This is a genomic window from Vibrio sp. KUL80 (assembly GCF_059725495.1).
In genome coordinates, this window is record NZ_AP045841.1 from 3,225,917 (window position 1) to 3,252,806 (window position 26,890).

The 26,890-nt window shown below is 47.4% G+C and carries 22 protein-coding genes, 13 tRNA genes and 1 pseudogene; 9 read left to right on the forward strand and 27 right to left on the reverse strand.

The window, feature by feature from the left end; translation table 11 throughout:
• Positions 1-125: 125 nt before the first annotated feature.
• The 10 genes from AC6I8U_RS14915 to tsaE form a co-directional block, all read right to left on the reverse strand.
• The gene (locus AC6I8U_RS14915; RefSeq protein ID WP_234494653.1) at positions 126-1,442 is read right to left on the reverse strand and encodes an adenylosuccinate synthase; all 1,317 of its coding nucleotides are present in this window, start codon (positions 1,440-1,442) and stop codon (positions 126-128) included.
• 133 nt (positions 1,443-1,575) lie between these two features.
• Positions 1,576-1,764 carry a DUF2065 domain-containing protein gene (locus AC6I8U_RS14920; protein WP_498017267.1) on the reverse strand — a complete coding sequence of 63 codons (189 nt, stop codon included), beginning with the start codon at positions 1,762-1,764 and terminating at the stop codon, positions 1,576-1,578.
• 60 nt (positions 1,765-1,824) lie between these two features.
• A complete protein-coding gene (gene hflC / locus AC6I8U_RS14925; protein ID WP_498017268.1) occupies positions 1,825-2,808 on the reverse strand; it encodes a protease modulator HflC in 984 nt (327 codons plus the stop codon).
• Between the two features lie 2 nt (positions 2,809-2,810).
• Complete coding sequence (gene hflK, locus AC6I8U_RS14930; protein ID WP_498017269.1) at positions 2,811-4,025, reverse strand: FtsH protease activity modulator HflK; 1,215 nt, start codon at positions 4,023-4,025, stop codon at positions 2,811-2,813.
• Positions 4,026-4,070: 45 nt separating this feature from the next.
• Complete coding sequence (gene hflX, locus AC6I8U_RS14935) at positions 4,071-5,360, reverse strand: ribosome rescue GTPase HflX (RefSeq protein WP_128650082.1); 1,290 nt, start codon at positions 5,358-5,360, stop codon at positions 4,071-4,073.
• Between the two features lie 44 nt (positions 5,361-5,404).
• Positions 5,405-5,668: an RNA chaperone Hfq gene (gene hfq / locus AC6I8U_RS14940; protein ID WP_042478951.1), complete on the reverse strand. Its 264-nt coding sequence runs from the start codon at positions 5,666-5,668 to the stop codon at positions 5,405-5,407.
• Positions 5,669-5,856: 188 nt separating this feature from the next.
• Positions 5,857-6,804: a tRNA (adenosine(37)-N6)-dimethylallyltransferase MiaA gene (gene miaA, locus AC6I8U_RS14945; RefSeq protein ID WP_234494658.1), complete on the reverse strand. Its 948-nt coding sequence runs from the start codon at positions 6,802-6,804 to the stop codon at positions 5,857-5,859.
• On the reverse strand, positions 6,801-8,819 hold the full coding sequence (gene mutL, locus AC6I8U_RS14950; RefSeq protein WP_498017270.1) for a DNA mismatch repair endonuclease MutL: 2,019 nt from the start codon (positions 8,817-8,819) through the stop codon (positions 6,801-6,803). Before mutL ends, miaA begins: the two co-directional genes overlap by 4 nt.
• Positions 8,820-8,852: 33 nt before the next feature.
• Positions 8,853-10,544 (reverse strand): LysM peptidoglycan-binding domain-containing protein, encoded by a 1,692-nt coding sequence (locus tag AC6I8U_RS14955; protein ID WP_498018375.1) that lies wholly within the window; start codon positions 10,542-10,544, stop codon positions 8,853-8,855.
• Positions 10,545-10,564: 20 nt separating this feature from the next.
• Positions 10,565-11,029, reverse strand: coding sequence for a tRNA (adenosine(37)-N6)-threonylcarbamoyltransferase complex ATPase subunit type 1 TsaE (tsaE, locus tag AC6I8U_RS14960; RefSeq protein ID WP_252013171.1), 465 nt, complete (start codon positions 11,027-11,029; stop codon positions 10,565-10,567).
• Positions 11,030-11,299: 270 nt separating this feature from the next.
• Here tsaE and queG point away from each other — a divergent pair, with 270 nt between their 5' ends.
• On the forward strand, positions 11,300-12,427 hold the full coding sequence (gene queG / locus AC6I8U_RS14965; RefSeq protein WP_498018376.1) for a tRNA epoxyqueuosine(34) reductase QueG: 1,128 nt from the start codon (positions 11,300-11,302) through the stop codon (positions 12,425-12,427).
• Between the two features lie 714 nt (positions 12,428-13,141).
• Here queG and AC6I8U_RS14970 read toward each other — a convergent pair.
• From AC6I8U_RS14970 to orn, 14 genes are all read right to left on the reverse strand, one after another.
• A tRNA-Gly gene (locus AC6I8U_RS14970) sits at positions 13,142-13,217 on the reverse strand.
• Between the two features lie 99 nt (positions 13,218-13,316).
• Positions 13,317-13,392: transfer RNA gene (locus AC6I8U_RS14975), tRNA-Gly, on the reverse strand.
• A gap of 37 nt (positions 13,393-13,429) precedes the next feature.
• Positions 13,430-13,505: transfer RNA gene (locus AC6I8U_RS14980), tRNA-Gly, on the reverse strand.
• An 18-nt stretch (positions 13,506-13,523) separates the two neighbouring features.
• Positions 13,524-13,600, reverse strand: a tRNA-Met gene (locus tag AC6I8U_RS14985).
• A 42-nt stretch (positions 13,601-13,642) separates the two neighbouring features.
• A tRNA-Gly gene (locus AC6I8U_RS14990) sits at positions 13,643-13,718 on the reverse strand.
• A gap of 18 nt (positions 13,719-13,736) precedes the next feature.
• Positions 13,737-13,813, reverse strand: a tRNA-Met gene (locus tag AC6I8U_RS14995).
• A gap of 42 nt (positions 13,814-13,855) precedes the next feature.
• Positions 13,856-13,931 (reverse strand) — tRNA-Gly (locus AC6I8U_RS15000).
• 18 nt (positions 13,932-13,949) lie between these two features.
• A tRNA-Met gene (locus AC6I8U_RS15005) sits at positions 13,950-14,026 on the reverse strand.
• 42 nt (positions 14,027-14,068) lie between these two features.
• A tRNA-Gly gene (locus AC6I8U_RS15010) sits at positions 14,069-14,144 on the reverse strand.
• A gap of 18 nt (positions 14,145-14,162) precedes the next feature.
• Positions 14,163-14,239 (reverse strand) — tRNA-Met (locus AC6I8U_RS15015).
• Between the two features lie 42 nt (positions 14,240-14,281).
• A tRNA-Gly gene (locus tag AC6I8U_RS15020) sits at positions 14,282-14,357 on the reverse strand.
• Between the two features lie 19 nt (positions 14,358-14,376).
• Positions 14,377-14,453: transfer RNA gene (locus AC6I8U_RS15025), tRNA-Met, on the reverse strand.
• 43 nt (positions 14,454-14,496) lie between these two features.
• Positions 14,497-14,572: transfer RNA gene (locus AC6I8U_RS15030), tRNA-Gly, on the reverse strand.
• Positions 14,573-14,747: 175 nt separating this feature from the next.
• A complete protein-coding gene (gene orn / locus AC6I8U_RS15035) occupies positions 14,748-15,293 on the reverse strand; it encodes an oligoribonuclease (protein ID WP_042478877.1) in 546 nt (181 codons plus the stop codon).
• A gap of 99 nt (positions 15,294-15,392) precedes the next feature.
• Between orn and rsgA the strand changes: the two genes are divergently transcribed.
• Both rsgA and asd read left to right on the forward strand, forming a co-directional pair.
• Positions 15,393-16,448 (forward strand): small ribosomal subunit biogenesis GTPase RsgA, encoded by a 1,056-nt coding sequence (gene rsgA, locus AC6I8U_RS15040; RefSeq protein WP_234494664.1) that lies wholly within the window; start codon positions 15,393-15,395, stop codon positions 16,446-16,448.
• Between the two features lie 133 nt (positions 16,449-16,581).
• Positions 16,582-17,487 carry an archaetidylserine decarboxylase gene (gene asd / locus AC6I8U_RS15045; protein ID WP_498017271.1) on the forward strand — a complete coding sequence of 302 codons (906 nt, stop codon included), beginning with the start codon at positions 16,582-16,584 and terminating at the stop codon, positions 17,485-17,487.
• A 58-nt stretch (positions 17,488-17,545) separates the two neighbouring features.
• On the opposite strand, the pseudogene tnpA reads toward asd, so the two are convergent.
• Positions 17,546-17,991: pseudogene (tnpA, locus tag AC6I8U_RS15050) on the reverse strand (IS200/IS605 family transposase).
• A 336-nt stretch (positions 17,992-18,327) separates the two neighbouring features.
• On the opposite strand from tnpA, the gene AC6I8U_RS15055 reads away from it, so the two are divergent.
• Both AC6I8U_RS15055 and AC6I8U_RS15060 read left to right on the forward strand, forming a co-directional pair.
• A complete protein-coding gene (locus AC6I8U_RS15055) occupies positions 18,328-19,743 on the forward strand; it encodes an SLC13 family permease (protein WP_498017272.1) in 1,416 nt (471 codons plus the stop codon).
• A 151-nt stretch (positions 19,744-19,894) separates the two neighbouring features.
• Complete coding sequence (locus AC6I8U_RS15060) at positions 19,895-20,809, forward strand: DMT family transporter (protein ID WP_498017273.1); 915 nt, start codon at positions 19,895-19,897, stop codon at positions 20,807-20,809.
• A gap of 9 nt (positions 20,810-20,818) precedes the next feature.
• Here the strand turns inward: AC6I8U_RS15060 and epmA are convergent, their stop codons facing one another.
• Positions 20,819-21,790, reverse strand: a complete 972-nt coding sequence (epmA, locus tag AC6I8U_RS15065; protein ID WP_498018377.1) for an elongation factor P--(R)-beta-lysine ligase — start codon at positions 21,788-21,790, stop codon at positions 20,819-20,821.
• 250 nt (positions 21,791-22,040) lie between these two features.
• Between epmA and frdA the strand changes: the two genes are divergently transcribed.
• From frdA to frdD, 4 genes are read left to right on the forward strand one after another with little or no spacing between them, the layout of a single operon-like run.
• Entirely contained in the window at positions 22,041-23,864 is a 1,824-nt protein-coding gene (gene frdA / locus AC6I8U_RS15070; protein ID WP_498017274.1) for a fumarate reductase (quinol) flavoprotein subunit, read from the forward strand.
• A complete protein-coding gene (locus AC6I8U_RS15075; protein ID WP_498017275.1) occupies positions 23,864-24,604 on the forward strand; it encodes a succinate dehydrogenase/fumarate reductase iron-sulfur subunit in 741 nt (246 codons plus the stop codon). The genes frdA and AC6I8U_RS15075 overlap by 1 nt, the downstream gene beginning before the upstream one ends.
• 1 nt (position 24,605) lies before the next feature.
• Complete coding sequence (frdC, locus tag AC6I8U_RS15080; protein WP_234494670.1) at positions 24,606-24,989, forward strand: fumarate reductase subunit FrdC; 384 nt, start codon at positions 24,606-24,608, stop codon at positions 24,987-24,989.
• Positions 24,990-24,999: 10 nt separating this feature from the next.
• Complete coding sequence (gene frdD, locus AC6I8U_RS15085; protein WP_394154060.1) at positions 25,000-25,362, forward strand: fumarate reductase subunit FrdD; 363 nt, start codon at positions 25,000-25,002, stop codon at positions 25,360-25,362.
• A gap of 67 nt (positions 25,363-25,429) precedes the next feature.
• Here frdD and AC6I8U_RS15090 read toward each other — a convergent pair whose 3' ends face one another.
• Entirely contained in the window at positions 25,430-26,845 is a 1,416-nt protein-coding gene (locus AC6I8U_RS15090; protein ID WP_446569839.1) for an SPFH domain-containing protein, read from the reverse strand.
• Positions 26,846-26,890: the final 45 nt, after the last annotated feature.

Sequence of the window (26,890 nt, forward strand, 5' to 3'; positions counted from 1 at the left end):
CATCGAGTCGAAGCAACGTCAAATACTTGGCACAAGATCACACTAGGTGACTAAATAAAGGCCAAAACAGCAGGTACAAAAAAGCCAGCGACATGTCGCTGGCTCTCAATACTTACAAGGCTAAATTAAGACTCAAATGGGTGAATCTTGATGATAGTCTCGTTACGGTCAGGACCAGTAGAGATGATGTCTACTGGTACACCTGTTAGGTCTTCGATACGCTTGATGTAATCTAGAGCGGCTTGAGGCAGCTGCTCGATAGATGTTGCACCAAATGTCGTTTCAGACCAGCCTGGCATTGTTTCGTAGATTGGCGTTGCTTGCTCGAATGACTCAGCAGCCATTGGAGAAACTTCTAGGATAGAGCCATCTTTCATCTTGTAACCAGTACAGATTTTTAGCTCTTCTAGGCCATCTAGTACGTCTAGTTTAGTTAGACAGAAACCAGAGATAGAGTTAATTTGGATAGCACGGCGCATTGCCACGGCATCAAACCAACCAGTACGACGTAGACGACCTGTTGTAGCGCCAAACTCGTGACCAACTGTACCTAGGTGCTTACCGATTGGATCTTGCTTGTCTACACCGTCGTATAGCTCAGTTGGGAATGGACCCGAACCTACACGAGTACAGTAAGCTTTAGTGATACCAAGGATGTAACCGATGTGACGAGGACCGAAACCAGAACCTGCCGCAACACCACCTGCTGTCGTGTTAGAAGAAGTTACGTACGGGTAAGTACCGTGGTCGATATCTAGAAGCGTACCTTGAGCACCTTCGAACATGATCTTATCGCCACGCTTGCGCGCTGCGTCAAGTTCGTCAGTTACGTCGATAACCATAGAAGTGAGTAGGTCAGCGTAACCCATGCACTGCTCTAGTACGTCTTCGTAACTTACTGTTTCAGCTTTGTAGAAGTGCTCTAGTTGGAAGTTGTGGAACTCCATCACTTCTTTTAGCTTCTCAGCAAAGACTTCTTTGTCAAACAGGTCGCCAACACGTAGGCCGCGACGAGCAACTTTGTCTTCGTACGCAGGACCGATACCACGACCTGTTGTACCAATCGCTTTTTTACCACGAGCGATTTCACGCGCTTGGTCGATAGCGATGTGGTAAGGAAGAATTAGAGGACAAGCTTCAGAAACGAAAAGACGCTCACGAACTGGAATGCCGCGCTCTTCAAGAGGCTTCATTTCTTTAATTAATGCTTCAGGAGATAGAACAACACCGTTACCGATAATGCACTTGATGTTATCGCGAAGAATACCTGATGGAATCAAATGAAGAACGGTTTTTTCACCGTCAATGACTAGAGTGTGACCTGCATTGTGACCGCCTTGGTAGCGAACCACGTATTTTGCATCTTCAGTTAAAAGGTCTACGATTTTACCTTTACCTTCGTCACCCCATTGGGTGCCCAGAACGACTACGTTATTTCCCATCTTTCCAATCTGATTGCTAGTTAAAAAAGGATTCTAGCACCGAAATCACAATTATGCAGTCATTTTTTAAGCATAAAAATGTCACAAAGGGGTAAGTCCCTGATGCTGACTAATAAAAAGTCAAATATTGCGGCTAATTTAACAACATAAACGTGATCACTGCCCCTGCGACGACAAGGCAGCCACCGACTCTACGAATCTGCTCGTCTGGTTGCTGAGCAAGCTGCAGCACCATATTACGCCACCCTTTTGGTGCCAATAACGGTCCCAGTCCTTCAATAATCAAAACCAAACCAAGAGCCACCCACAATGATTGAGACATATTTTTTCTCCAAAAAGATAGGGCTCCCTGAGGAGCCCTATTGTACAGTTTGTTTCTCTATTACTTCGCAGCCGGTGTGCCGTTCATGTCATTCATGTAACGGAAGAACTCGCTCTTAGGATCCAGAACGAGGATATCGCTCTTGTCCGCAAAAGAGGTCTTGTAGGCAGATAGTGAGCGTAAGAAACTAAAGAACTCAGGGTCTTTGCTGTAAGCATCAGAGTAGATAGCCGCAGCTTCTGCATCCGCACCACCTCGTGTTACACGCGCTGTTCTGTCCGCTTCCGCTAGTAGTGTTGCCACTTCTAGTTCTGCTTGTGCACGAATAACTTCAGCCTTCTCACGACCTTGAGAACGGTGCTTACGAGCAACCGACTCACGTTCTGCTCTCATACGACGGTAGATCGATTCACTGATTTCATCAGGTAGGTTGATTTTCTTGATACGGAAATCCACCACTCGAACCCCTAAGTCGGTCATTGCGCTTTCACGTGTATCTCTCAATACGTTGCTCATGACCTTGTCGCGCTCACCATCAATTTCTAGTGCTTGGCGTGCCGCTTCTGTTGTGACTTCTTCACTGTCCGCACTGTCTGGAAGTACATCGGTGTTACGAGGTCCAGAAACGATTTGCTTGATTTCACGCGAACCGATTTCAGAACGAAGTACGTCCGTCACCTTACGCTCTAGAAGCGCTTGTGCTGTTAACGCGTCACCGCCACCTGTTGCTAGATAGTATTGACGGAAATCTTCAATCTTCCATTTGACGTAAGTGTTAATGATTACGTCTTTTTTCTCAGACGTAACGAAACGGTCTCCGCGTCCATCCATTGTTTGAATACGCGCGTCTAGTGTTTTCACGCGGTCAAACAGTGGCATTTTAAAATGCAGGCCCGGCTCATAAATACGAGACACTTGGTTATCATCAGAAAGAACACGACCAAATCGAATTACGATGCCACGCTCACCCTCAGGGATCACAAACAAGGACATCAGCATCAATGCTAAGGCAACGACTAATACTGGTATCATCAATTTACGCATTATTAGTATCTCCCTTGACGAGTCGAGTTGTTACGAGACGTGTTGTCGTTTGACGAAGTGCTGCTAGATGAAGGATCTAGTTGAATCTCTTCATAAGCCGACGTTTCTTTTGGCTTACGAGATTTCGATGCACCTTCCTGACCTGCTAGCTTGTCAATTGGCAGATACAGCAAGTTGCCGCTAGATTCAGAGTCAATCAACACCTTAGACGTGTTCGAATACACCTCTTCCATTGTGTCGAGGTATAGACGGTTACGCGTTACGTCTGGAGCGGTTTGGTATTCAGGTAACAGTTTCTCGAACTGAGCCACTTGACCCAATGCTTCGTTAACAATTCGCTCAGAATAACCTTGCGCTTCTTTCTTCAAACGCTCAGAGCGACCTGTCGCTTTAGGAATGATTTCGTTTTTGTACGCTTCCGCTTCACGGATGAAACGCTCTTCATCCTCACGCGCTGCAATCGCGTCATCAAACGCATCTTTAACTTGCTCAGGCGGACGTGCCGACTGGAAGTTGACGTCTACGATCGAGAGACCCATGTCGTAGTTGTCGATGATTTCGTTCAATGTTTCTTGTGTGCTCTGACGGATTTGCTGACGACCACTGGTCAAAATGCTGTCCATTAAAGAGTCACCAATTACCGCACGAAGCGCAGAGTCAGTTGCCTGGCTCAAGCTATCGTCAGCGTTAGTAACCACAAACAGGTATTTATACGGATCAGAAACGCGGTACTGAACGTCCATTGAGACGGAAACTACGTTTTCATCTTTAGTCAGCATCGTTCCCGACGCTCTCAGAGAGCGAATCGCTTGAACGTTAACTGGTTCATATTCGTCGATAAAGCGAGGACGCCAGTTAAGACCAGGATCGACAATGCGATCGAACTTACCTAGACGGAGCACGACGCCGCGCTCACCTTCGCTAATGGTGTAGAAGCCAGAAAAGAACCAAATGACAACCGCGATCAACGCAATCACGCCGAAGCCAATTGCACTACCACCGCCGCCAATTGATGGGCCACCGCCACCACGCTTGCCAAACTTACCACCGATTTTTTGACTCAGCTTGTTAAAGACTTCATCTAAATCAGGCGGTCCTTGATCACGACCACCGTTGTTACGGTCGCCTTGATTACGGTCTCCGCGATTGTTGTTCCCCCAAGGGTCCTTATCGCGGCCGTTGTTTCCATTATTATTACCAGGCTCATTCCACGCCATTAGGAAGCTCCATCATTTAGTATGACGTTATACTGTAGCAGTCCTTTAAGTAACTATAAAGTCACCTAAAACTGCCCCTTCTCTTTTTTCAAGTCTAGACCAATCTACTTGTTGCATCCGAATATCAATCAACAAGTTACCTTCTGAATCATACTCTTCTCGTTGAATACAATTCATCTGGAAAAATGTACTACGAAAACGCCCCTGAAATTGCGGCGGAATTCTCAGTTGATACTGAACCATTTGGCTTGCTAAACGCTCTGTGAGCGCTTCAAACAACAGTTCGATGCCTTGCCCTTCCATGGCAGAGACCCAAACGGTTCTCGGAATACCTTCGTCGTCACGTTCTATACGTGGACGCTGGCCATCTAGATTATCTATCTTGTTCATTACTACTAGTGTTGGTACCTCATCGGCATCAATTTCTTCTAGCACGTCATGAACAGCTTGAATATTCTCACGAAAACGCTCATCACTAGCATCGACAACATGTAACAAAATGTCAGCTTCCTGCGTTTCTTGCAGTGTTGCCTTAAATGCCGCGACCAAATCATGCGGAAGATGGCGAATAAATCCTACCGTGTCCGCTAAAATTGCCGAACCAACGTCCGCCAATTCTATTTTTCTCAATGTGGGGTCTAGAGTTGCGAATAACTGGTCAGCTGCATACACCCCAGCTTCAGTAATGCGGTTAAACAAGGTTGACTTGCCCGCATTGGTATAACCCACGAGGGAAATAGTGGGAATTTCGGCTCTATTTCGGGCTCGTCTGCCTTGTTCACGCTGTTTGGCAACTTTCTCTAAGCGACGCAAGATCGCTTTGATGCGGTCACGCAGCAATCGGCGGTCAGTTTCAAGCTGAGTTTCACCGGGACCACGTAGACCGATACCACCTTTCTGCCTCTCAAGGTGCGTCCAACCACGGATCAATCTTGTCGAGATATGACGTAGCTGTGCGAGCTCAACCTGCAACTTACCCTCGTGGGTACGTGCGCGCTGGGCAAAAATGTCGAGGATTAAACCAGTGCGGTCCAACACTCGACATTTACACAGACTTTCTAGGTTACGCTCTTGGGCAGGAGAAAGGGCATGATTGAAGATCACGATATCAGCACCAGTCAATTGAACCGTTTGTGCAATTTCCTGAGCTTTACCTTCCCCAACATAGTATTTGGGGTGAGGGGATTGTCTGCTACCCGTTACGGTCTGTAACGCGTTAACACCTGCAGAAGAGACCAGCATTTCAAATTCGCTAAGATCTTCCCACTCACCTTCTTGCGTGAAGTTGATATGAACAAGTACAGCCTGTTCACCCGATTCGTAACGGTCAAACAAGCGACCAACTCCTATTTAAGTATCTGTTTTTATTTATCTGGGTATTAATCGTCAGATTTCTCTTGTTGACGGTCACCACCAGAACGCTCACCACTGTGATGGCTAACAGCACGTGCTGGTACTACCGTTGAAATCGCATGCTTATAAACCATTTGGTTTACAGTATTTTTCAGAAGGATCACAAACTGATCAAACGATTCAATCTGACCTTGAAGCTTGATGCCGTTTACAAGGTAGATCGAAACAGGAATACGCTCGCGACGTAGTGCATTTAGGAATGGGTCTTGAAGAGATTGCCCCTTAGCCATTTTTATTTTCCTTATATTAGTATTGTAGTTTTAATTATTTAGCTATTGGTGCACTGCAATTTGGTGCTGCCTTTGCATCTGAGCTAAACCAATGAAATACCCCTTAGTTTTATAATCATAGAACAACAATCGTCTTTGAAAACAAAACTCAGTTCCTTTTTGGGTATTTGTACGCAAAAGCGACCACATTATACACAGTTAATACCATCAGATGCTATGGCGTCTGTGAGAGTTTTCATTGAATCCTCAATGTGTTCGCTATCGAGCCAAACCAAATCATCCCAACTCCTTAACCAGGTGATTTGTCGCTTGGCCAATTGTCGAGTCGCACAGATTCCGCGGAAAATCGCGTCGTCTAACGTACTCTCTCCATCTAAGTATTCCCACATCTGTCTGTAGCCGACACAACGGATCGACGGCAGATCTGGGTGAAGATCTTCTCGAGCATATAACGCTTTGACTTCATCTTCAAAGCCTGCTTTTATCATTTTCTCGAAGCGCAATTCAATGCGTTTATGTAACAAAGCGCGATCTTTGGGCGCTACCGCAAATTGTTTGACGCGAAACGGCAAAGGCTCCCCTTTGGTTTCAGTCAATTCTGTCAGAGACTTACCTGAGATTCGATAAACCTCAAGTGCGCGTGACAAACGCTGCGGATCGTTTGGATGAATCCTCTCTGCTGAGACAGGATCTATCTCTTTAAGTTCATTATGAAGTGCTTGCCAACCCTTTTCTTGCGCCTCTTTGTCGATTTGCGCTCGAATGTCTGGATTAGCAGCAGGTAACGGCGATAGTCCTTGAAGCAAGGCTTTGAAATACAACATGGTCCCGCCCACCAATAGCGGTATCTTGCCTTCAGCATGGATCTTGGCAATCTCATTTAATGCATCGCGGCGAAAATCAGCCGCAGAGTAGGCCTCTGACGGGTCTAATATATCGATAAGACGATGAGGCGCTAGCGCAAGCTCCTGCGCATCCGGCTTCGCGGTACCGATATCCATACCTTTGTAAATCAGCGCAGAATCGACGCTGATGATCTCCACAGGATACTGCTGACGAAGACGAATCGCTAACTCCGTCTTACCAGAGGCAGTAGGACCCATTAAAAACAGAACGAGTGGTAATTGTTGATTCATGATGAAAACGCTGCAATTGTGGCCGTAAAATCGACAGGGCGGACAAATTTAGGGTCGCTCAAAGGTAGCTTACCGTCGTAAAGCTGCTCTAGATTACCGAGTATCTGAACAGACTCAGATAAAGTGTAGCTACTTTTCACTTGCAGCACTTTTTTGGTTAGCCAAAGGCTCAAACGGCTCTTGCTAATGTCTTGCTGCTCAAGGGTCGCCAAGTATGACAGCATTTCATCAATTAACAATTGCAAATTTTGCTGACGAAGTGGCGACGGAACCCCCATCACCATAAGCGTCTGTTTGTTTCGAACCTTGATGTCGATACCAAACGCCAAAAGTAAGTCGACCTGAGCCTCTGCAAGCTCTCTTTGTTGATCCGTCACCTTAAGTGATAAAGGCACTAATAGAGGCTGCATCTTCAGGGGCTCAGCTTTCGGATCAAGCTGGGCAAATAATCGATAAAACTCGGCGCGGCGAAGGGAAACTAGGGCACAACAAGGCTCTGCTTTCACTAACACGTATGTGGGATCAGCCATAGCAATGGCTTTACCAACGCGCTCTACCACAACGTCATTGTTCGCATCCTCACGCTCTACCGCTTGCTCCATGTCATTCTCAGTCACAGGCGCTGGAAAATCTGGTGTCTGCATCAATTCTTGATAGACACGCACCTCTTCTGCGCTCGGGGCCTTTTCCGGCACTCGCGCACCAGACTTCGTGCTGTTTCGCTGTGGTGTTGAACTTGGCGTCCACTCATTGCGAGGGTTCGCCTCTGCCACTCCCTCGTCTCTGCGATGTGATTTTGAAGAATAGTCGCTGTCGCGGTTAGGCTGATAATCCGATCGCCCAGGGTAAGCGGGAATACTCTCTACTGCCTGAATCAGTGATTCAGACACAGTGTGTGTGTCGCTCTTTTCTGGGCGATTAGCATCGGTAGCATTATCAAGCTCTGAGGCAGCGGGTTTTGCCTCCGCCTCAAAATGATTAAATGCAGAGGTTGATGCCACCGGCGCTTCAATAGACTTCGCTTGTACCAAGGCATCACTGAGCGCTTGATAGATAAAGTCGTGTACCAACCTTGCTTGATGGAAGCGCACTTCATGCTTTGCTGGGTGTACATTGACATCAACCTGATGCGGGTCAATCTCAATGAACAAGACGTACGCAGCATACTGCTCAGGCGCTAAACTGGTTTCGTAGCTCTGGCGAATAGCATGGTTGATGAGTTTATCTTTCATCATGCGCCCATTCACATAGCAATATTGAAGATCGCTTTGAGCCCTAGCCCCTTCCGGGGTAGTGATCCAACCATGAAGCTTTAGGTCATTGTGCTCTAACTCGATTTTCAACATGTGACGAACAAATGGTGCACCACAAACGGCCGCAATTCGCTTCTCCATTTGCGCATCATTTTTCGCAGCACGATATTGCCTAATGAGCTTGCCGTTATGCTTTAAATTGATAGAGACATCGAAACGGCTCAACGCAATTCGCTTTAGTAGCTCATCGATATGGTTGAACTCGGTTTTTTCTGTACGAAGAAACTTGCGACGCGCCGGAGTATTAAAAAACAGATCTAGCACTTCAAGTGTGGTACCAATCGGGTGGGCGGCAGGTTTAAGCTTCACCGCCATATCACGACCTTCGGCATAGGCGCTCCATGCCTGCTCTTGAGTCGCAGGGCGAGAAGTCAGAGTCAGCCGTGCCACCGAGCTGATACTTGCTAAAGCCTCGCCGCGAAAGCCGAGACTCATAATAGCTTCGAGATCATCGAGCGTATGGATTTTCGAGGTGGCATGTCGACTGAGCGCCAACTGAAGCTCGTCTTTTGGGATACCTTTACCGTTATCCCGGACTCGAATCAGCTTGGCGCCGCCTTTTTCAATGTCGATATCGATTCGGGTCGCACCAGAGTCTAGGCTATTCTCGACCAGCTCTTTGACTACCGAGGCTGGCCTTTCAACCACCTCACCTGCTGCGATTTGGTTTGCCAGTCGAGCAGGTAGAATCTTTATCGTCACTCTGTTTCTCCGAATGAATCTGTCTAGATGAAATTACTTATGTGGAATCAACAACACTTGCCCAACAGCGAGCGAGTCTGAACGCAGCTTATTGGCATCGCGGATGCTCTTAACGCTCACCCCGTATTGCGACGCTATCTTGCCGAGATACTCTCCGCGCTTCACTGTGTGTTTGCGAAGTGGGAGATCCTTGAGGCTGACAGTGATCTTGAGCTTTTGACCCAACTTAAGCACGTCAGATTTTAAGTTGTTCTCACGCTTGATATCGGCGACCGACACTTTGTACTTGTTGGCAACCTTACCAAGATAATCCCCCTTGACTACGGTATGAGTCACGGTCTTGGTTTCCACAGTATTCACTTTATTACTGACTTTGACAGGCGCGCTGCTGCCAGGAATTACCAGGGTTTGACCAACCGCCAATGACGTACTCTTCAGGTTATTCGCACTCTTAATTGCCGATACTGAAGAGCCATACTTCTGAGCGATCACTGATAGAGACTCGCCACGCTTCACTGTGTGCTTGCGCTGTTGTTCACGATTAGCGAACAAAGTACCTTCAGGCGGATTTGCTTCAAAATATTGAACAATCGCTTTCGCCAATGCGCGTGCGAGTTTGTCTTGGTGGCTGCGAGTGGTCAGAAGACGCTCTTCAGCCGGATTAGAAATAAAGCCTGTTTCAACCAGAACCGATGGAATATCCGGCGACTTCAATACCGCAAGACTGGCATTGACTGGTTCTTTCTTGTGTAAGTGTGCAACTTTACCCATCTCTCGCAGTATCTTGGTCGCCACCTTGTAGCCCTCTTTCTGAGAGTGGCTAAACTGAAGATCGAGTAGAGTTTGGCTGACATTTCTATCATTGGTGTTCTTGGCGAGCACTTCCCCTGCACCGCCCAGAAGCTCTGATTGTTGCTCATGGTTTTCTACCCAACGAGCAATCTCTGTATTTGCTCGGCGAGTATTGAGAACAAACACCGACGCTCCGCGAGGCTGAGGCGTTCTAAATGCATCGGCGTGAACCGACACCAGTAAGTGAGCACCATTTTTACGAGCAATCTCAGAGCGTTTGTTGAGGTTTACGAAATAATCTCCGCGGCGCGTAAGCACGGCCTTCATCCCAGGGATCGCGTCAATTTGTGCGGCCAGCTTCTTAGACACGCTCAAGGTGACATGCTTTTCGTATTTCTTCGTTGGACCAATTGAGCCTGGGTCCTCACCGCCATGGCCTGCATCAATGGCAACAACAATGTCGGCATTGCCACGCAATTGCGACGCATCACGGCTCACTTCGGTTTTACTGCTTGGTGTGCTGACAGCAGGTTGGCTGGTCGCCTTCCCGTGAGGTAAATCAATCACCAATCGGTGGCCATACTGACCACCCGGCGTCGGGTTTAGCTTAAATATCTGTGGCGTCGAAGACTTCTTTAACTCAAAGACCAGCCTGTAGGTTCCCTTATTAGGCGGAGAACTTTTGCGAATTTTGCTAAGGACAGGGCTATCCGATACCCCTATCGGCAGCTTGGTATTGAGTGAGGTGTTTTTTAAATCAACCACGATTCGAGAAGGCCCCGTCAACGAGAAGTAGCTGTAATCCGCTTCAGACTTGAGGTCGATAACGACTCGAGTCTCGTCTGGAGATGGCCAAACACGAATACCCTCTAATGCATTTGCAAGAGTGACGGCAGGAAACAGTAAGCATAACGGCAGCATGACTCTCATCATGCTGCTAAGAAAACGACTGATCAATTTAACTCCAACTGACTAATTAACTCTCTTCCATAATCGCTATTTGCCGTGAAGGCGATCTCTCTCGCTTCTCCTACATAACGTATTTCGATATCCAGATCAGCAGAAGGCAAAATACCCTGGCCTTTCTCCGGCCATTCGACCAGACAAATGGCATCGTCTGAGAAGTAATCACGGATGCCCATAAATTCTAGCTCTTCGGGATCCGCGAGACGATAAAGGTCAAAGTGGTAGACATTCCAACCATCAAGCTCATAGGGCTCAACTAGCGTATAGGTTGGGCTTTTCACATTACCTTTGTGGCCCAAGCTTTGAATAAAGCCACGACTGAATGTGGTTTTCCCCGCACCAAGGTCACCGTGCAAATAGATCGTTGTCTGTTTTGAACAGAGATTAGCCAGTTTAGTTCCAATTAAAATGGTTTCTGATTCATTAGCTAAGGAAAATTTTTTAGTACTCATCACATTTTTCTCTGAGTGGTGCCTTTGAGAGCCGAAATAGTAAACTGTGTCGCTTTTCACAGACAAGTGATCTTCTGTAAGTAATCAGAAAATTTACCATTATTTTCAATTTAACCCTACTGTGAAAGTACAAAATAGTCGCCGAAAGTTTGTACAAGGCAATAAAGCACCGAGCAATCCACAATGGATCATTGCTTTTTTGCCGCTCATACTTGGGTAGCATTGGTTTTGAGTATAGAATACGCGTCCTTTTCTACTTGGGTAATCGTGATGGACTTAAACAAGCTGGCTAGCGACATTAAAGTTTGGGCACAGGAACTCGGATTTCAAAAAGCCGGTATCAGCGATATCGACCTTCGAGATCAGGAGACTGTACTCAAAAGTTGGTTAGAAGCGGGCTATCACGGTGATATGGCTTGGATGGAAACGCATCAAGATCTGCGAATCCATCCTGACAAACTGCATCCCAACACGTGCAGAATCATCAGCGTTCGCATGGATTACCTACCAGAAGATGCAGGCTTCGCTACTAACCTAGAAGACAAACATTCGGGTTATATCAGTCGCTACGCGCTTGGGCGTGACTATCACAAGCTTATCCGCAACAAACTTAAGAAACTTGGTCAACGTATCGAGCAAGAGGTCTCTGAACTGGGCTATCGACCATTTGTCGACTCGGCACCTGTCCTCGAACGACCAATTGCTGAAAAAGCAGGATTAGGTTGGACAGGAAAACACTCCCTATTACTCGATAAAGACGCGGGTTCTTGGTTCTTTCTTGGTGAGCTGTTTATAGACCTGCCGCTACCAGTAGATGCGCCTGTTGAGAATCAATGCGGTAAATGCTCAGCCTGTGTGACATCATGCCCCACCAACGCCATTCTTGATAATGGTGTCATTGATGCGAGGCGCTGTATTTCTTACCTAACTATCGAATATAAAGGCGTGATTCCGGAATCATTGCGCTCTGCAATGGGCAACCGTATCTATGGTTGTGACGACTGCCAACTTGTTTGTCCTTGGAACCGCTTTGCCGATCTGGGTCAGCAACCAGACTTTCAAAGACGCCCTGCTTTTAATGACACCGACCTTGCCACTCTACTTACATGGGATGAAGCCACGTTTCTAAAATATATGGAAGGCTCAGCGATTCGAAGAATTGGTCATGAGCAGTGGCAGAGAAACCTCATCATAGCGATAGGCAACGCCCCTTATTCCGAGCGATATATTGAGGCACTAGCATCGATTCAAGGTCAATCAGAGCTTCTTGATGAACATATTGTGTGGGCGCGTAAGCAACTACTCGACCAACTGCCTGGTTCAGTCGACTCCCAGCTCGCGACGAAAAACCAACGATTGATTCGTATCGTGAGAAAGGGATTGCCCCGCGACGCCTAGCCGCCAATGGCTGCAAAAAAATCAAATTAATTTTCTTGACTAACATCCCAAAATTCGATTTGTGGAAAAACTACATTTTCATCGACAGTTAGTCGTTGAGAAATCAGGTTAAACACAGATTCAATATATGACCAGGATCAAAAAAACGTCACTTGCTGATCATTTTACTGTCAAGTAAAAAGTAAAAACAAAATGACATATCCAATTAAAAACAATCACTTACACGTGTGAATTTAATTTTCTATAACACCACTGTCATGTAAAGATCTTTCAAGTTTCACTATTTAAACAGTCTCAAAAACAATTTATCAACCAACTTATCCACAGAATAATAATGTGGATAACTCTGTTAATTTAAGTGTAACTGACCTGCAGCTAAGGCAATTGCCTACTGCGATAGCGGTGTGTAGAAAATAGAATACACAGCAATATTTTCGATGACGTAATCAGTACAAATCGAAAACTAATAAGCGTTAAATTTTAGGGAGTGATGCTTCTCAGCATTAGGAAAGAGCGTGCGGTTGTGGGACTAAGTTTCTCAACTTTGTTATAACCGCGTCTTAAACCATTTCGGGGGAGAAATGGGGCGACGTGACCGACCAGGGCGCGAGGTTCAAGCCTAATAGGCGTGTCCGTCAACCGTGGTTAGAAACACTCTGTTAATAGAGCTAGTGCCGCATTTTGTCACCGTTAAGTACGATGAAGACTATCTATTGGAGCGACACACGAGGTTCGAACTCGTGACCTCAACCTTGGCAAGGTTGCGCTCTACCAACTGAGCTAGTGTCGCATTTTGTCATTGTTAAGCACAATGAGAGCTATAAAATTGGAGCGACGCGACCAGCTTGGGCACGAGGTTCCTCGTGTGCTGCTTCGTCTTTCCTGAATTTGGAGCGACACACGAGGTTCGAACTCGTGACCTCAACCTTGGCAAGGTTGCGCTCTACCAACTGAGCTAGTGTCGCATTTTGTCACCGTTAAGTACGATGAAGACTATTTATTTGGAGCGACACACGAGGTTCGAACTCGTGACCTCAACCTTGGCAAGGTTGCGCTCTACCAACTGAGCTAGTGTCGCATGTTCTCATAAGAGAATTGGTTGCGGGGGCCGGATTTGAACCGACGACCTTCGGGTTATGAGCCCGACGAGCTACCAAGCTGCTCCACCCCGCGTCCGTATTGTCTCACCGTTAAGCACGATGACAGCTATCAATTTGGAGCGACACACGAGGTTCGAACTCGTGACCTCAACCTTGGCAAGGTTGCGCTCTACCAACTGAGCTAGTGTCGCATGTTCTCATAAGAGAATTGGTTGCGGGGGCCGGATTTGAACCGACGACCTTCGGGTTATGAGCCCGACGAGCTACCAAGCTGCTCCACCCCGCGTCCGTATTGTCTCACCGTTAAGCACGATGACAGCTATCAATTTGGAGCGACACACGAGGTTCGAACTCGTGACCTCAACCTTGGCAAGGTTGCGCTCTACCAACTGAGCTAGTGTCGCATGTTCTCATAAGAGAATTGGTTGCGGGGGCCGGATTTGAACCGACGACCTTCGGGTTATGAGCCCGACGAGCTACCAAGCTGCTCCACCCCGCGTCCGTATTGTCTCACCGTTAAGCACGATGACAGCTATCAATTTGGAGCGACACACGAGGTTCGAACTCGTGACCTCAACCTTGGCAAGGTTGCGCTCTACCAACTGAGCTAGTGTCGCATGTTCTCATAAGAGAATTGGTTGCGGGGGCCGGATTTGAACCGACGACCTTCGGGTTATGAGCCCGACGAGCTACCAAGCTGCTCCACCCCGCGTCCGTATTGTCTCACCGTTAAGCACGATGACAGCTATCAATTTGGAGCGACACACGAGGTTCGAACTCGTGACCTCAACCTTGGCAAGGTTGCGCTCTACCAACTGAGCTAGTGTCGCATGTTCTCATAAAGAGAATTGGTTGCGGGGGCCGGATTTGAACCGACGACCTTCGGGTTATGAGCCCGACGAGCTACCAAGCTGCTCCACCCCGCGTCCGTAATCATCATTTAAGGCATGATGAAAGCGCCTATCAAACTGGAGCGACACACGAGGTTCGAACTCGTGACCTCAACCTTGGCAAGGTTGCGCTCTACCAACTGAGCTAGTGTCGCATTGAACGTCTTTCGTCGTTCAGGGCTGCGAATTATAAGAGCATTTTTTTGTGATGCAAGTCCTTATCAGCAAAAAAATGATCTTTTTTCCCGTTTGATGAAAAAGCACACAATTTTGCGATAACTTCTTATCTTTCGCAGCCCAAAGTCATTGTTTTTAACAAGTATTCAACGATCAAATAGTGAAAATGGTTTCACGATAGAACTTAAGCTCAGCGATCGATTCTCGAATATCATCAAGCGCTAGGTGCGTACCCTGTTTAGTAAAGCCATCAAGCACCTCAGGCTTCCAGCGACGGGTCAGCTCTTTAATCGTGCTGACATCGACGTAACGGTAATGGAAGTACTCTTCAAGTTCTGGCATGTGTTTATACAAGAAACGACGATCTTGACCGATACTGTTGCCGCAAATAGGCGACTTACCTTTTGGTACCCACTTTTCCAAAAACGCGATAGTTTCACGGATCGCACTCTCCTCATCGTGGTCGCTTGCTTGAACACGAGCCACCAACCCACTTGCTGTGTGAGTATTGGTGCACCAGTCATCCATCTTCGCTAGTTCACTTTCTGGTTGATGGATGGCGATTACCGGTCCTTCAGCCAAGATATTCAACTCACTATCGGTCACAATGCTCGCGATCTCGATGATTTTGTGTGTCTCAGGATCCAGCCCGGTCATCTCCAGATCAACCCAGATCAAATTGTCATCGCTGAAAGACATAACGCCCTCGTCTATTTGTTTTCTGTCAAAAGAGGTACTATACCGAAATTAAATTCAGTAACCAAAATGGTTTGATGCGAATCGCATCAATGAAATATCGTGGCGAAAAAGAAAAAACTGACCAAAGGTCAAGTGCGTCGTGTACGCAGCAACCAAAAGAAGAAACTAGCAAAAGAAGAAACCATCCAGTGGGATGAGACCATGCTTGGCAATGTCAAGCAGGGGCTAGTGATCACTCGATTCGGTCAACATGCTGATATCGAAGATCTTGAAACCAAAGAAATCCATCGCTGCAACTTGCGTCGTGGCATTGAATCCTTGGTGTCTGGCGACCGCGTGAAATGGCGCATTGGTCTCGAATCCATGCACGGCATCTCAGGTGTCGTCGAGGCCGTTGAACCAAGAAGCTCGATGCTGACGCGCCCAGATTACTACGACGGCCTCAAGCCCGTCGCCGCTAACGTTGATCAAATGGTTATTGTGTCAGCAGTAGTACCAGAGCTTTCACTGAATATCATCGACCGCTACCTTATCGCCTCGGAAACACTTCAGATTGCTCCATTAGTCGTGCTAAACAAGATTGACCTACTTCCAGAAGAGAGTCGCGACGAGTTTTACCAGCTGTTGGAAGTGTATAAAAACATCGGCTACAAGGTGCTACTCGTCAGTAAAGAATCTGGTGAAGGCATTGCGGAGCTTGAAGCTCACCTCAAAGACAAAATCAACATCTTCGTTGGTCAGTCTGGCGTAGGTAAATCTAGCTTGGTCAACGCACTCATGCCAGAGCTTGATGTGGAAGAAGGCGCGGTTTCTGAAAACTCAGGCCTAGGTCAGCACACCACGACAGCCGCTAGACTTTATCACTTCCCTTCCGGTGGTGATTTGATCGATTCTCCAGGGGTTCGTGAGTTTGGTTTGTGGCACTTAGAGCCAAGCGAAGTCACGGAAGCCTTTGTTGAATTCAGACCTTATCTGGGTGGATGTAAGTTCCGCGATTGCAAACACTTAGACGACCCTGGCTGTATTTTGCGTGAAGCAGTGGAAGATGGAAAAATCGATCCGGTTCGATTTGATAACTATCACCGCATCATTGATAGTATGGCAGAAGGCAAAGCCAACCGTCAGTACTCACGGAACAAGAAAGCCGATCTGTAATTCACGATAAGACTCGGACTGGTTTAACACTCTGTCCGTGTACTTGTCACAATTTGCTGACATTTGAAGCGATTTCCATTAGTATCTCGCGCCCTGAAGTAATATCAATCAATTAACGTTGGAATTTTAGACAATGGATAAGATTAAAGTTGGACTGCAATACTGGATACCTCAACACGGGCTAACGCGCCTAGTAGGTAAGCTGGCATCAGCAAAAGCTGGCGGTCTAACAACAGCGATCATTCGTTGGTTTATCAAGCAATATAACGTCAACATGGATGAAGCGCTGCACAGCGATCCAAAGCACTTCAAAACGTTTAACGAGTTTTTTGTTCGTGAGTTAAAGCCGGGTATGCGTCCTATCGCCGAGGGCGAGTCAGTGATCGCTCACCCAGCGGATGCGTGTGTGAGCCAGTTTGGACCTATCACCGACGGTAAGCTTATCCAAGCGAAAAACCATGACTACACCGCTCAAGAACTACTAGGTGGCAACCCAGAGCTTGCAGCCGAGTTCGCTGAAGGTGAGTTTGCGACTCTGTACTTATCGCCTCGCGATTACCACCGTGTTCACATGCCATGTGACGGTACGCTGCGCCAGATGATTTACGTGCCAGGCGACTTGTTCTCTGTAAACCCACTAACGGCTGAGAACGTACCCAATCTGTTTGCTCGCAATGAGCGAGTGGTATGTATCTTCGATACCGAGTTTGGTCCTATGGCACAAGTACTGGTTGGAGCAACCATCGTAGGTGCTATCGAGCTCATCTGGGCCGGTACGGTAACGCCACCACGTGGTAATACCGTTTACACTTGGGACTACCCTGCTGAAGGCGACAAAGCGGTTGTACTCAAGAAAGGCGAGGAAATGGGCCGCTTCAAGCTTGGCTCTACCGTCATCAACCTGTTTGCTAAAGACGCCATTCGTTTTGATGAGACTATGGCCAACAATACGCCGACGGTAATGGGCACACCTTACGCACACGCAGTGAAACCAGAAGCTGAAACTGATTCTGATAGCGAGTCAGAAAGCGAAGCTTAGTAAAAATCCACCTGCTGAGCAGGTGGCTTTGAATGGCCCCCTAGAAGGGGGCTAACTTTTAGTTACTCAACCCTAGATGCATCTGACGCTCTTCTTCTTCCTTTCCCACACGATCTTGATGCCTGACATATCTTCGGATTATTTCCTCGTTCATTCCTACCGAATCAACAAAATAGCCACGCTGCCAAAACTTATTGCCCCATAACTTTGCTTTCTTAAATACGGAAATTTGTTGAACAGCCTTATCGCTGTCCGTCCTTTAACAAATCCCATATACTTTGAAATACTCAAACTTGGTGGCATTCTCACAACTAAGTGGACGTGATCTACTTGAACGTTCAACTCTACAACCTTGCAGTTTTTCATGTTGCTGTAGATATAGATACTTCGGTACAGCTCTTTGCCCAAGTTACCCTTGAGTATTTTGAGTCGGTACTTCGGCGTCCAAACTATGTGGTACTGGCACCTGTAATATACGTGCGAAACGGATTCATATCTGCTCATGTTCTTTTTCTCCTTGATTTGCTGGTTACAAACTTGGATATCTTGAACATGAGCGTCCTTCGGGCAAAGCCCTAATGGACGATCACCACCTTCCTAGAAGGTGGTTTAGGGTTAGAAAACAACATAAAACGGCGCTAAGGCGCCGTTTTTATTGGCAAAAAGATCGTGCTACCCGCCGCTTTCCTTGCTCAAATACCGACGCGATTTTTGATACAAAGCAAAACACCATTCAAATCTTCCCTCGACTTTTCAAAACTTTAACGCCAGTCTAAGACCAAACGACGTTTATATTTTAACCTAGGTGGCAGTCTAACTTTTAACCCTGGTGCCGCGCCTATGCCGAAGATGAATCGCGGGACACTAATCAGGCTGCTGATCTGCTTCTTAGTGCCCCTTGGCGTCTTAATGATGCCAATTGATTGGATTCCAATCGATGACCTCACGTTGATCCAACACCGTCTGTTGGCAATATTCTTGCTCGCAGCCCTACTTTGGGTACTGGAGCCTGTCCCTGTTTTTGCTACCTCCATTCTGATTATTGCGCTTGAGCTCGTGATGATTTCAGATAAAGGGCTACATCTATTCCGTACACCACCAGCCGGTCACGATATTGGTGAGTTATTGGTGTATACCGATATCTTTAGCGCATTTTCTTCGCCGATAATCATCCTCTTCATGGGTGGTTTTGCTCTGGCTATTGCGGCTTCCAAATATGAATTGGACAACAACTTAGCCCGAGTGCTTTTACGCCCTTTTGGTGACCAACCCAAATTCATCATGCTTGGATTGATGCTGATTACTGCCGTGTTCTCGATGTTTATGTCTAACACGGCAACGACCGTCATGATGCTGGCTCTGCTTGGCCCCATCGTCGCCTCCGCCCCTAAAGGGGACCTAGGCATCAAGGCGCTGGTCCTCTGTATTCCGATTGCCGCCAATACTGGTGGCATTGCAACGCCAATAGGCACACCACCTAACGCTATCGCCTTGCAATACTTAACTGGTGAGAACACGATCGACTTCTTGCAATGGATGATGATGGGTCTCCCCTTCGTGATCATCCAACTCACTATCGCTTGGTTCCTACTGCAAAAGCTATTTCCATCCTCAGAAGGAAAGATGGTGCTCAAGCTCGAAGGCAAATTCCAACGCAATTGGCGAGCCATGGTCGTGTATGCCACATTTGCAGCGACTATTTTGCTGTGGATGACCACTAAGCTTCACGGTATGAACACCTATGTCGTATCCATTATTCCGCTCGCCGTGTTCACCCTGACGGGCATCATGGGCAAAGAGGAACTCAAGCTGATTAACTGGGATGTACTCTGGCTAGTTGCGGGTGGTATTGCGATCGGTATTGGTTTGGATAAAACGGGACTCGCAGAAGCGCTCGCTCATGCCATCGATTATGAATCTTTGTCTCCATTTGCCGTAGTGATTACCTTGTCTGTAGTCTGCTGGTTAATGGCAAACTTCATGTCTAATACCGCAACCGCTAACTTGCTCATGCCGATTGCCGCAGCGATTGGGGCATCAATGGAAAGCTTAGCAGCAATTGGTGGCTTGCAAGGTTTACTCGTTGTGGTCGCATTCTCCGCATCACTTGGCATGATATTACCAGTTTCGACACCGCCTAACTCTCTCGCCTATTCGACAGGGCTTATTGAGAGTAAAGACATGGCGAAGACAGGGCTTATCATCGGTATCATTGGCCTGCTTATCGTCTACGCGGCAATGCTAATCCTGACCTAGGCATCCCGCTACATTCAAACCAGAAGTCCTCTCGCTAACGTGAGAGGATTTCAATTGCACTTTCTCACACCTCATAGTAAAACCTAGTTAAATCATTAATTAATCACTTATGCCCGCGTCGTCGGGTATCAAACATGCACTAGGGATAGCAATGGGATTTGAATGGCTGGCTCTTATCGCCGCATTTTTGTGGGCGGTCTCAAGTATTATTTCAGTCAAGCCAGCTAAACACCTTGGTTCGTTTTCTTATAGCCGTTGGAGAATGGGCTGTACCGCATTCATACTCTCTTCGATGGCGGCGATAACAGGTGGCTGGACAAGCGTCGAGTCGGTACACATCACCCCAATGATGCTGTCTGGTCTTATCGGTATCTTTATCGGTGATACCGCTCTGTTTGCTTGCTTAAATCGAATGGGACCGAGGCAGGCTGGGCTTCTGTTCTCCTGTCATGCAGTATTTTCAGCGGTACTAGGCTACTTCTTGTTCTCAGAAACTATGTCACCACTCGAACTGCTTGGTTCCGCTCTGGTGTTCTCTGGTGTCGCCACAGCGATTTTCTTTGGTCGTAAGAGCTCTAACAAACAGATTGGCTCACAAAACAACAAAGCATCCGAGCTTGAAACCATCAAAGGTAATGTTTGGTTTGGCGTTGGACTCGGTATTACCGCGGCACTGTGTCAAGCATTAGGTGGCATTATTGCCAAGCCTGTCATGCAGACCGAGATTGACCCTGTCGCCGCTTCTGCTATTCGCATGATCACAGCATTCATCGCTCACAGTCTGTTCCTATTTACAGGTGCCAGACACGCCAAAAGCCTCAACCCTATCAACTGGTCTATCTTTGGCATTACAGCGCTGAATGGCTTCTTAGCCATGGCTGTTGGGATGACGTTGATTCTGTTTGCATTGCAAACGGGGAATGTGGGAATGGTCGCCTTACTGTCATCGACCACACCCATTATGGTTCTGCCGCTACTGTGGATTTATACCAAGCAGAGACCAAACAAATACGCTTGGCTGGGTGCCGCCCTTGCCGTCGCAGGTACCAGCATTTTAGTCAGCTAGCCCAGTTAGTTAAGCTCGAGGAAATGGAAACGCCACAACCTCATCAATATGAGTCGCCCCTAGGGCCAACATAATCAGTCTATCAATACCTAATGCCACACCAGCACATGCGGGCAGACCTGATTTCAGCGCTTCAATCAAGTGATAATCAATGGGTTGAGGTGCAAGCCCCATCTTCTCGCGCTTTCGGTTATCGTCTTTAAAGCGCGCCAATTGTTCATCCGGGTTATCCAGCTCATGAAAACCATTGGCTAGTTCGATTCCCTTAAAATACACCTCAAAGCGATCCGCGACACGTTCGTCATTTGGGTTCACCTTAGCGAGCGCCGCTTGCGATGCGGGAAAGTCGTAAACGAACGCGGGGACTTGTTTACCGATTTTCGTTTCAACTCCCATACTAAAGAGCAATTGAAGCAAGGTATCGCGATCTTCTTCTTGATCAGCAATATCACTCAGCCCCAAAGGAGCCGCAGCCTCTTTCAGAGATGACATATCGGCAGTTAGAGGGCAGACGCCAAGCTGTGAAATAAACGCCTGTTGATAGGTCATACGCTCGGCTTTAGCACAGTTAAGTACCATCATGAGTAAGTCGTCCATCTCATCCATTAACTGATGATGATCAAACCCCACACGATACCATTCGAGCATAGTGAACTCAGGATTGTGGTAACGCCCACTCTCTTCGTTGCGAAAAGCTTTGTTAATCTGATAAATCGATCCACTGCCAGCAGCGAGTAATCGCTTCATATGAAATTCAGGGCTCGTCATAAAGTAAAGCTGACGTCCATCCGCGTAGCCCGGGCCAACAAACTCGGTTTTAAAGGTATGCAAATGCACATCGGTCACCGTTGCATGGCTCATTGCAGGGGTATCGACTTCCATTACCTCTCTTGACAGAAAGAAGCTACGAATCGCCTGTATCAGCTCGGCACGCTTTTTAAGTAAAGCCATAGAGGCTGTGGGCTGCCACTGGTTGGTAATCATTATCATGCTCATTAGTTAATGTTATTAATTATTGTAAGTGCGCACTCAAAAGTTCTCAATCACAAGTGATATTAATCACACATCATAGAAATACTATGCCTCGCAGTGCATTACCGAAGCAAAAACCTAACTCAGTCAATTTTTTTGCCATCTCGCTTATCTACACTGATTTCCTAAATAAAAAAGCTTTCAAGTCTTTAACTATAACTCGCGAGCAAAACTCGCTCTTACACACTGGAGGATAACTGTGAAAACAATTACCACAGATATCGCAGTCATCGGCGCAGGCGGCGCTGGTCTTCGTACTGCCATTGCAGCAGCAGAAGCTAACCCAGAAATGGAAGTAGCTCTGATCTCTAAAGTCTACCCTATGCGTTCACATACCGTGGCGGCTGAAGGTGGTTCTGCGGCTGTAATTAAGGATGAAGATAGCCTAGATAACCACTTCAACGATACCGTTGGCGGTGGTGACTGGCTTTGTGAACAGGATGTTGTTGAATATTTCGTTGAAAATGCCACACGTGAAATGATCCAGATGGAGCAATGGGGTTGTCCATGGAGCCGTAAAGAAAACGGTGAAGTGAACGTCCGTCGTTTCGGTGGTATGAAGGTAGAACGCACATGGTTTGCGGCGGATAAAACCGGCTTCCATATGCTACATACGCTGTTCCAAACGTCGATGAAGTACGAGCAAATCAAACGATTTGATGAGTACTTTGTGGTAGACCTACTTGTGGTTGAAGGCGAGGTTCAGGGCCTGATTGCAATTCATATGTCTGAAGGTGAACTGGTCACTATCAAGGCAAAATCAGTTGTCCTAGCAACCGGCGGCGCGGGTCGTGTGTATCACTGTAATACGAACGGCGGCATCGTGACTGGCGACGGCATGGCGATGGCGTATCGTCACGGCGTTCCACTGCGTGATATGGAGTTTGTTCAATACCACCCAACAGGTCTGCCTGGTACCGGCATTCTAATGACCGAAGGTTGTCGTGGTGAAGGCGGTATCATCGTCAACAAGAACGGCTACCGTTACCTACAAGACTATGGCATGGGCCCTGAAACACCGGTTGGCGAGCCGAAAAACAAATACATGGAACTCGGTCCTCGTGACAAGGTTTCTCAAGCATTCTGGCATGAGCAGCAAAAAGGCAACACCATCAAGCACCCACTGGGCGATGTGGTTCACCTTGATCTTCGCCACCTTGGTGAAGAGTATCTGCAAGAGCGTCTACCGTTTATCTGTGAGCTCGCAAAAGCGTACGTCAACGTTGACCCTGCAAAAGAGCCAATCCCAATTCGTCCAACCGTGCACTACACCATGGGTGGTATCGAAACCAACGGAACTTGTGAAACTCGTATCCAAGGTCTATTCGCTGTGGGTGAGTGTGCGTCTGTCGGTCTTCACGGTGCAAACCGCCTAGGTTCTAACTCTCTCGCTGAGTTTGTGGTCTTCGGCCGTGTTGCTGGTGAGCAAGCGGTTGAGCGCGCTAAAGCGTTCAAGGGCTGGGATGACAGCGCTATCGAAGAGCAAGTGAAGGCAGTAGAAGCACGCATTGCAGCGCTAATGAATCAAGAAGGCGATGAAAACTGGGCTGAAATCCGCACTGAAATGGGTCACACCATGGAAGCAGGCTGCGGTATCTACCGCCAAGAAGATCTAATGCAAGCGACACTTGAGAAGATTGCCGAGCTTAAACAGCGCTATAAGAAAATCAGCATCAAAGACAAAGGCAAAGTGTTCAACACAGACCTTCTGTACGCCATTGAAGTGGGTTACGGCCTAGAAGTTGCGGAAGCCATGGTTCACTCTGCAATCTTGCGTAAAGAGTCTCGTGGTGCGCACCAGCGTCTTGATGACGGTTGTACTGAACGTGATGATGAGAACTACCTAAAACACTCGCTAGCTTTCTTTAATGAAGACAGTGCACCAAGCATTGACTACAGCAACGTCACCATCACTAAGTCGCAGCCTAAAGCGCGTCTATACGGTGAAGCCGCTGAAAAAGCGGCAGCAGAAGAAGCGGCGAAGCAAGCCAACAAAGATCAAAATGCGGAGGAGCAAGCATAATGTCAGCAAACCGTATTCAGAAAGTGGAAATCCTGCGCTACGACCCAGAGAAAGACGCAGAGCCGTATTTCCAAACCTTCGAAGTACCGTTCGATGAGACCATGTCTGTGCTCGATGCGATTGGTTACATCAAAGACCACCTAGACAAAGATCTGTCTTACCGCTGGTCTTGTCGTATGGCGATTTGTGGCTCTTGCGGCATCATGGTGAACGGCGTGCCAAAACTGGCATGTAAGAGCTTCCTTCGTGATCATCAAAATGGTCTGAAGATTGAGCCTCTTGCGAACTTCCCAATCGAGAAAGACTTGATTGTCGACATGACGCCGTTTATCGAGCGCCTAGAAGCCATCAAGCCATACATCATTGGTAACGACCGTAAGCCAGAAGATGGCACTAACATCCAAACACCTGATCAAATGGCGAAATACAAGCAATTTGCTGGTTGTATCAACTGTGGTCTTTGCTACGCGGCATGTCCTCAGTTTGGTCTAAACCCTGAGTTCATCGGTCCTGCGGCACTGACACTGGCACATCGTTATAACCTCGACAGCCGTGACAATGGTGCGGCTGAACGTATGAAGATGATCAACGGTGAGAACGGTGCATGGGGCTGTACGTTTGTGGGCTACTGCTCTGAGGTTTGTCCGAAGAACGTTGACCCTGCCGCGGCAGTAAACCAAGGCAAAGTGGCGTCTTCACAAGACTTCGTTATTGCCATGCTAAAACCACAGGAGGCATAGAATGAGTAACAGAAAACCTTATGTTCGTGAAATGAAGCGAACTTGGTGGAAAGATCACCCATTTTATCGCTTCTACATGCTACGTGAAGCCACTGTACTGCCACTGATCCTCTTCACTATCTTCCTGACATTTGGTCTAGGTTCGCTAGTGAAAGGCCCAGAAGCTTGGCAAGGCTGGCTAGACTTTATGGCTAACCCAGTGGTTATCGCGATCAACATCGTGGCGCTTGCGGGAAGCCTGTTCCACGCGCAAACCTTCTTCAGCATGATGCCGCAGGTAATGCCAATCAAACTGAAAGGCAAGCCAGTTGAGAAGAAGACCATTGTTCTTGCTCAGTGGGCGGCGGTTGCGGCTATCTCACTAGTTGTTCTCATCATTGTATAAGGAGTGAATCGTGATTAATCAAAACCCAAAACGCTCTGACGAACCAGTATGGTGGGGACTGTTTGGTGCCGGTGGTACATGGTTTGCCATGATCACCCCTGTGACGGTACTTGTGCTAGGCATCTTAGTACCAATGGGCATTATCAGCCCAGAGGCGATGAGCTATGAGCGTGTGGCTGATTTTGCTACCAGCATCATCGGTGCGCTGTTTATTATCGCTACCCTAGCACTGCCAATGTGGCATGCAATGCACCGCCTACATCATGGCATGCACGACCTTAAGATCCATGCGGGTGTGGTTGGCAAGATTGCTTGTTACTTCTTTGCAGCGCTTATCAGTGCACTGTCGATTATCTTCATTTTCATGATCTAATCGCTCAGTGAAGAAAAGGTCGATGAGCAGTTAAGCTCATCGGCCTTTTTTATGTCTTGCGTTAAGACTACTGCTCAGCGGCCAATTGCTTAGTCTGGTTCATCAGCCCTAGAGCGCCAAAACCGGTAATCACATCTAGGTTGGTCGTCAAACCTTGCTCTTGTCCACCACCAATGTAGTTTTGCGGCATTTGCACCTGGAAGTTAGTTAAGTTGTTGTAGAGCGAATTCGCCACATCTCGATTGAGCTCAGCCAGGTACACCTCGTGATTGGCCCCCAACGCGGCGTATTTTGCTTTCAGTACCTCCGCTTCTGCGCGACCTTTCTCCAAAATCGCCTTAGCTTCAAACTCTGCTGACAACGCATTGGCTTTTTGAATCGCTAGGTTAGCCTCTGCAATGGCTAGCTCTTTCTCTTTATCTACCTCAGCCAGACGCTTAGTTTTCTCAACTTCTACGATTTCCCGCTCGGCAATTTGTCTAGCAACTTCAACTTCTTTTTGCTGCGAAATGATCGCCAACTCTTTCTGACGCTGCGCATCTTGAACTTCACGCGTACGTTGGATCTCTTTACGCAGTTGCTCCGTTTCGGCTTGAGCCTTTGACGTTTCTTGCTCTTGGATTGCGCGAATACGATCGGCAACCAAACGCTTTTTGTCGGCAAGTAACTGATCAAGCTGCTTTTCCGGTTGTGGGTCACCAATCGTAACCTGAGTTACCTGAATACCGTATTGCTGCAACGGGTTATCTTGACGTATCGGCTGACCCGTAGAGTCTGCAACGGGCACCGTTTTCCAGACTAACTGTTTAGTTCTCTGCAATTGATTGGCATTCGATTGATCTACCCCAACAGGAGCCAGATCCATCTCCTCCACTTCAACCTGTCTACGCTCTGTCAGGTAAATACCTTCACGCAACTGATCGCCAAGCTTAGACTTGAACTGGTTGAGACCACCTTGGAAAAACTCTTCACCCGTGTATTGGGTCGCGGTTATCACGGTTACATTGCGCGCATTTTTGACCAGAAGCGCATCAATTAAGTTGCTGTTATTTCGAAATTCTCGGTGCATTTTCTTCATTGCTTCCGGATCGTTACTCAGCTTAAAGCGAAATGTGACCGGTATTTGACCTATGTAGGTATCGGCAAATCTCACCTGAACCGGATCTTGTGCTTGAAGTCGCTGATACAAGTTCTCTTCGATGCTATTGCCAAAAGAGACCGTGATGACTTGATCATACTTAGTGATCTTTGATAGGAACGGCATTCGAAAATGAATCCCCGGCTCTGTAAAGACATCCAACTCGCCCGTTAGGTTATTCTGATGGACGTAGCTGTAACCTGCATCCGTCATTAACACGGAACTGTTCACCGTTAGCCCCACTGCCAGAATCGGCAGTGCATAGACCATGGCTTTGATCCCATTGTGTAGCCATTTACGACGTTCAGTTATCTTCAGACTCTCTCCTATTCCACGACTTTCCATGTGTATCTCCTGTTTGTTGTCGTTGCGAAAATTTGACTTCAAAAT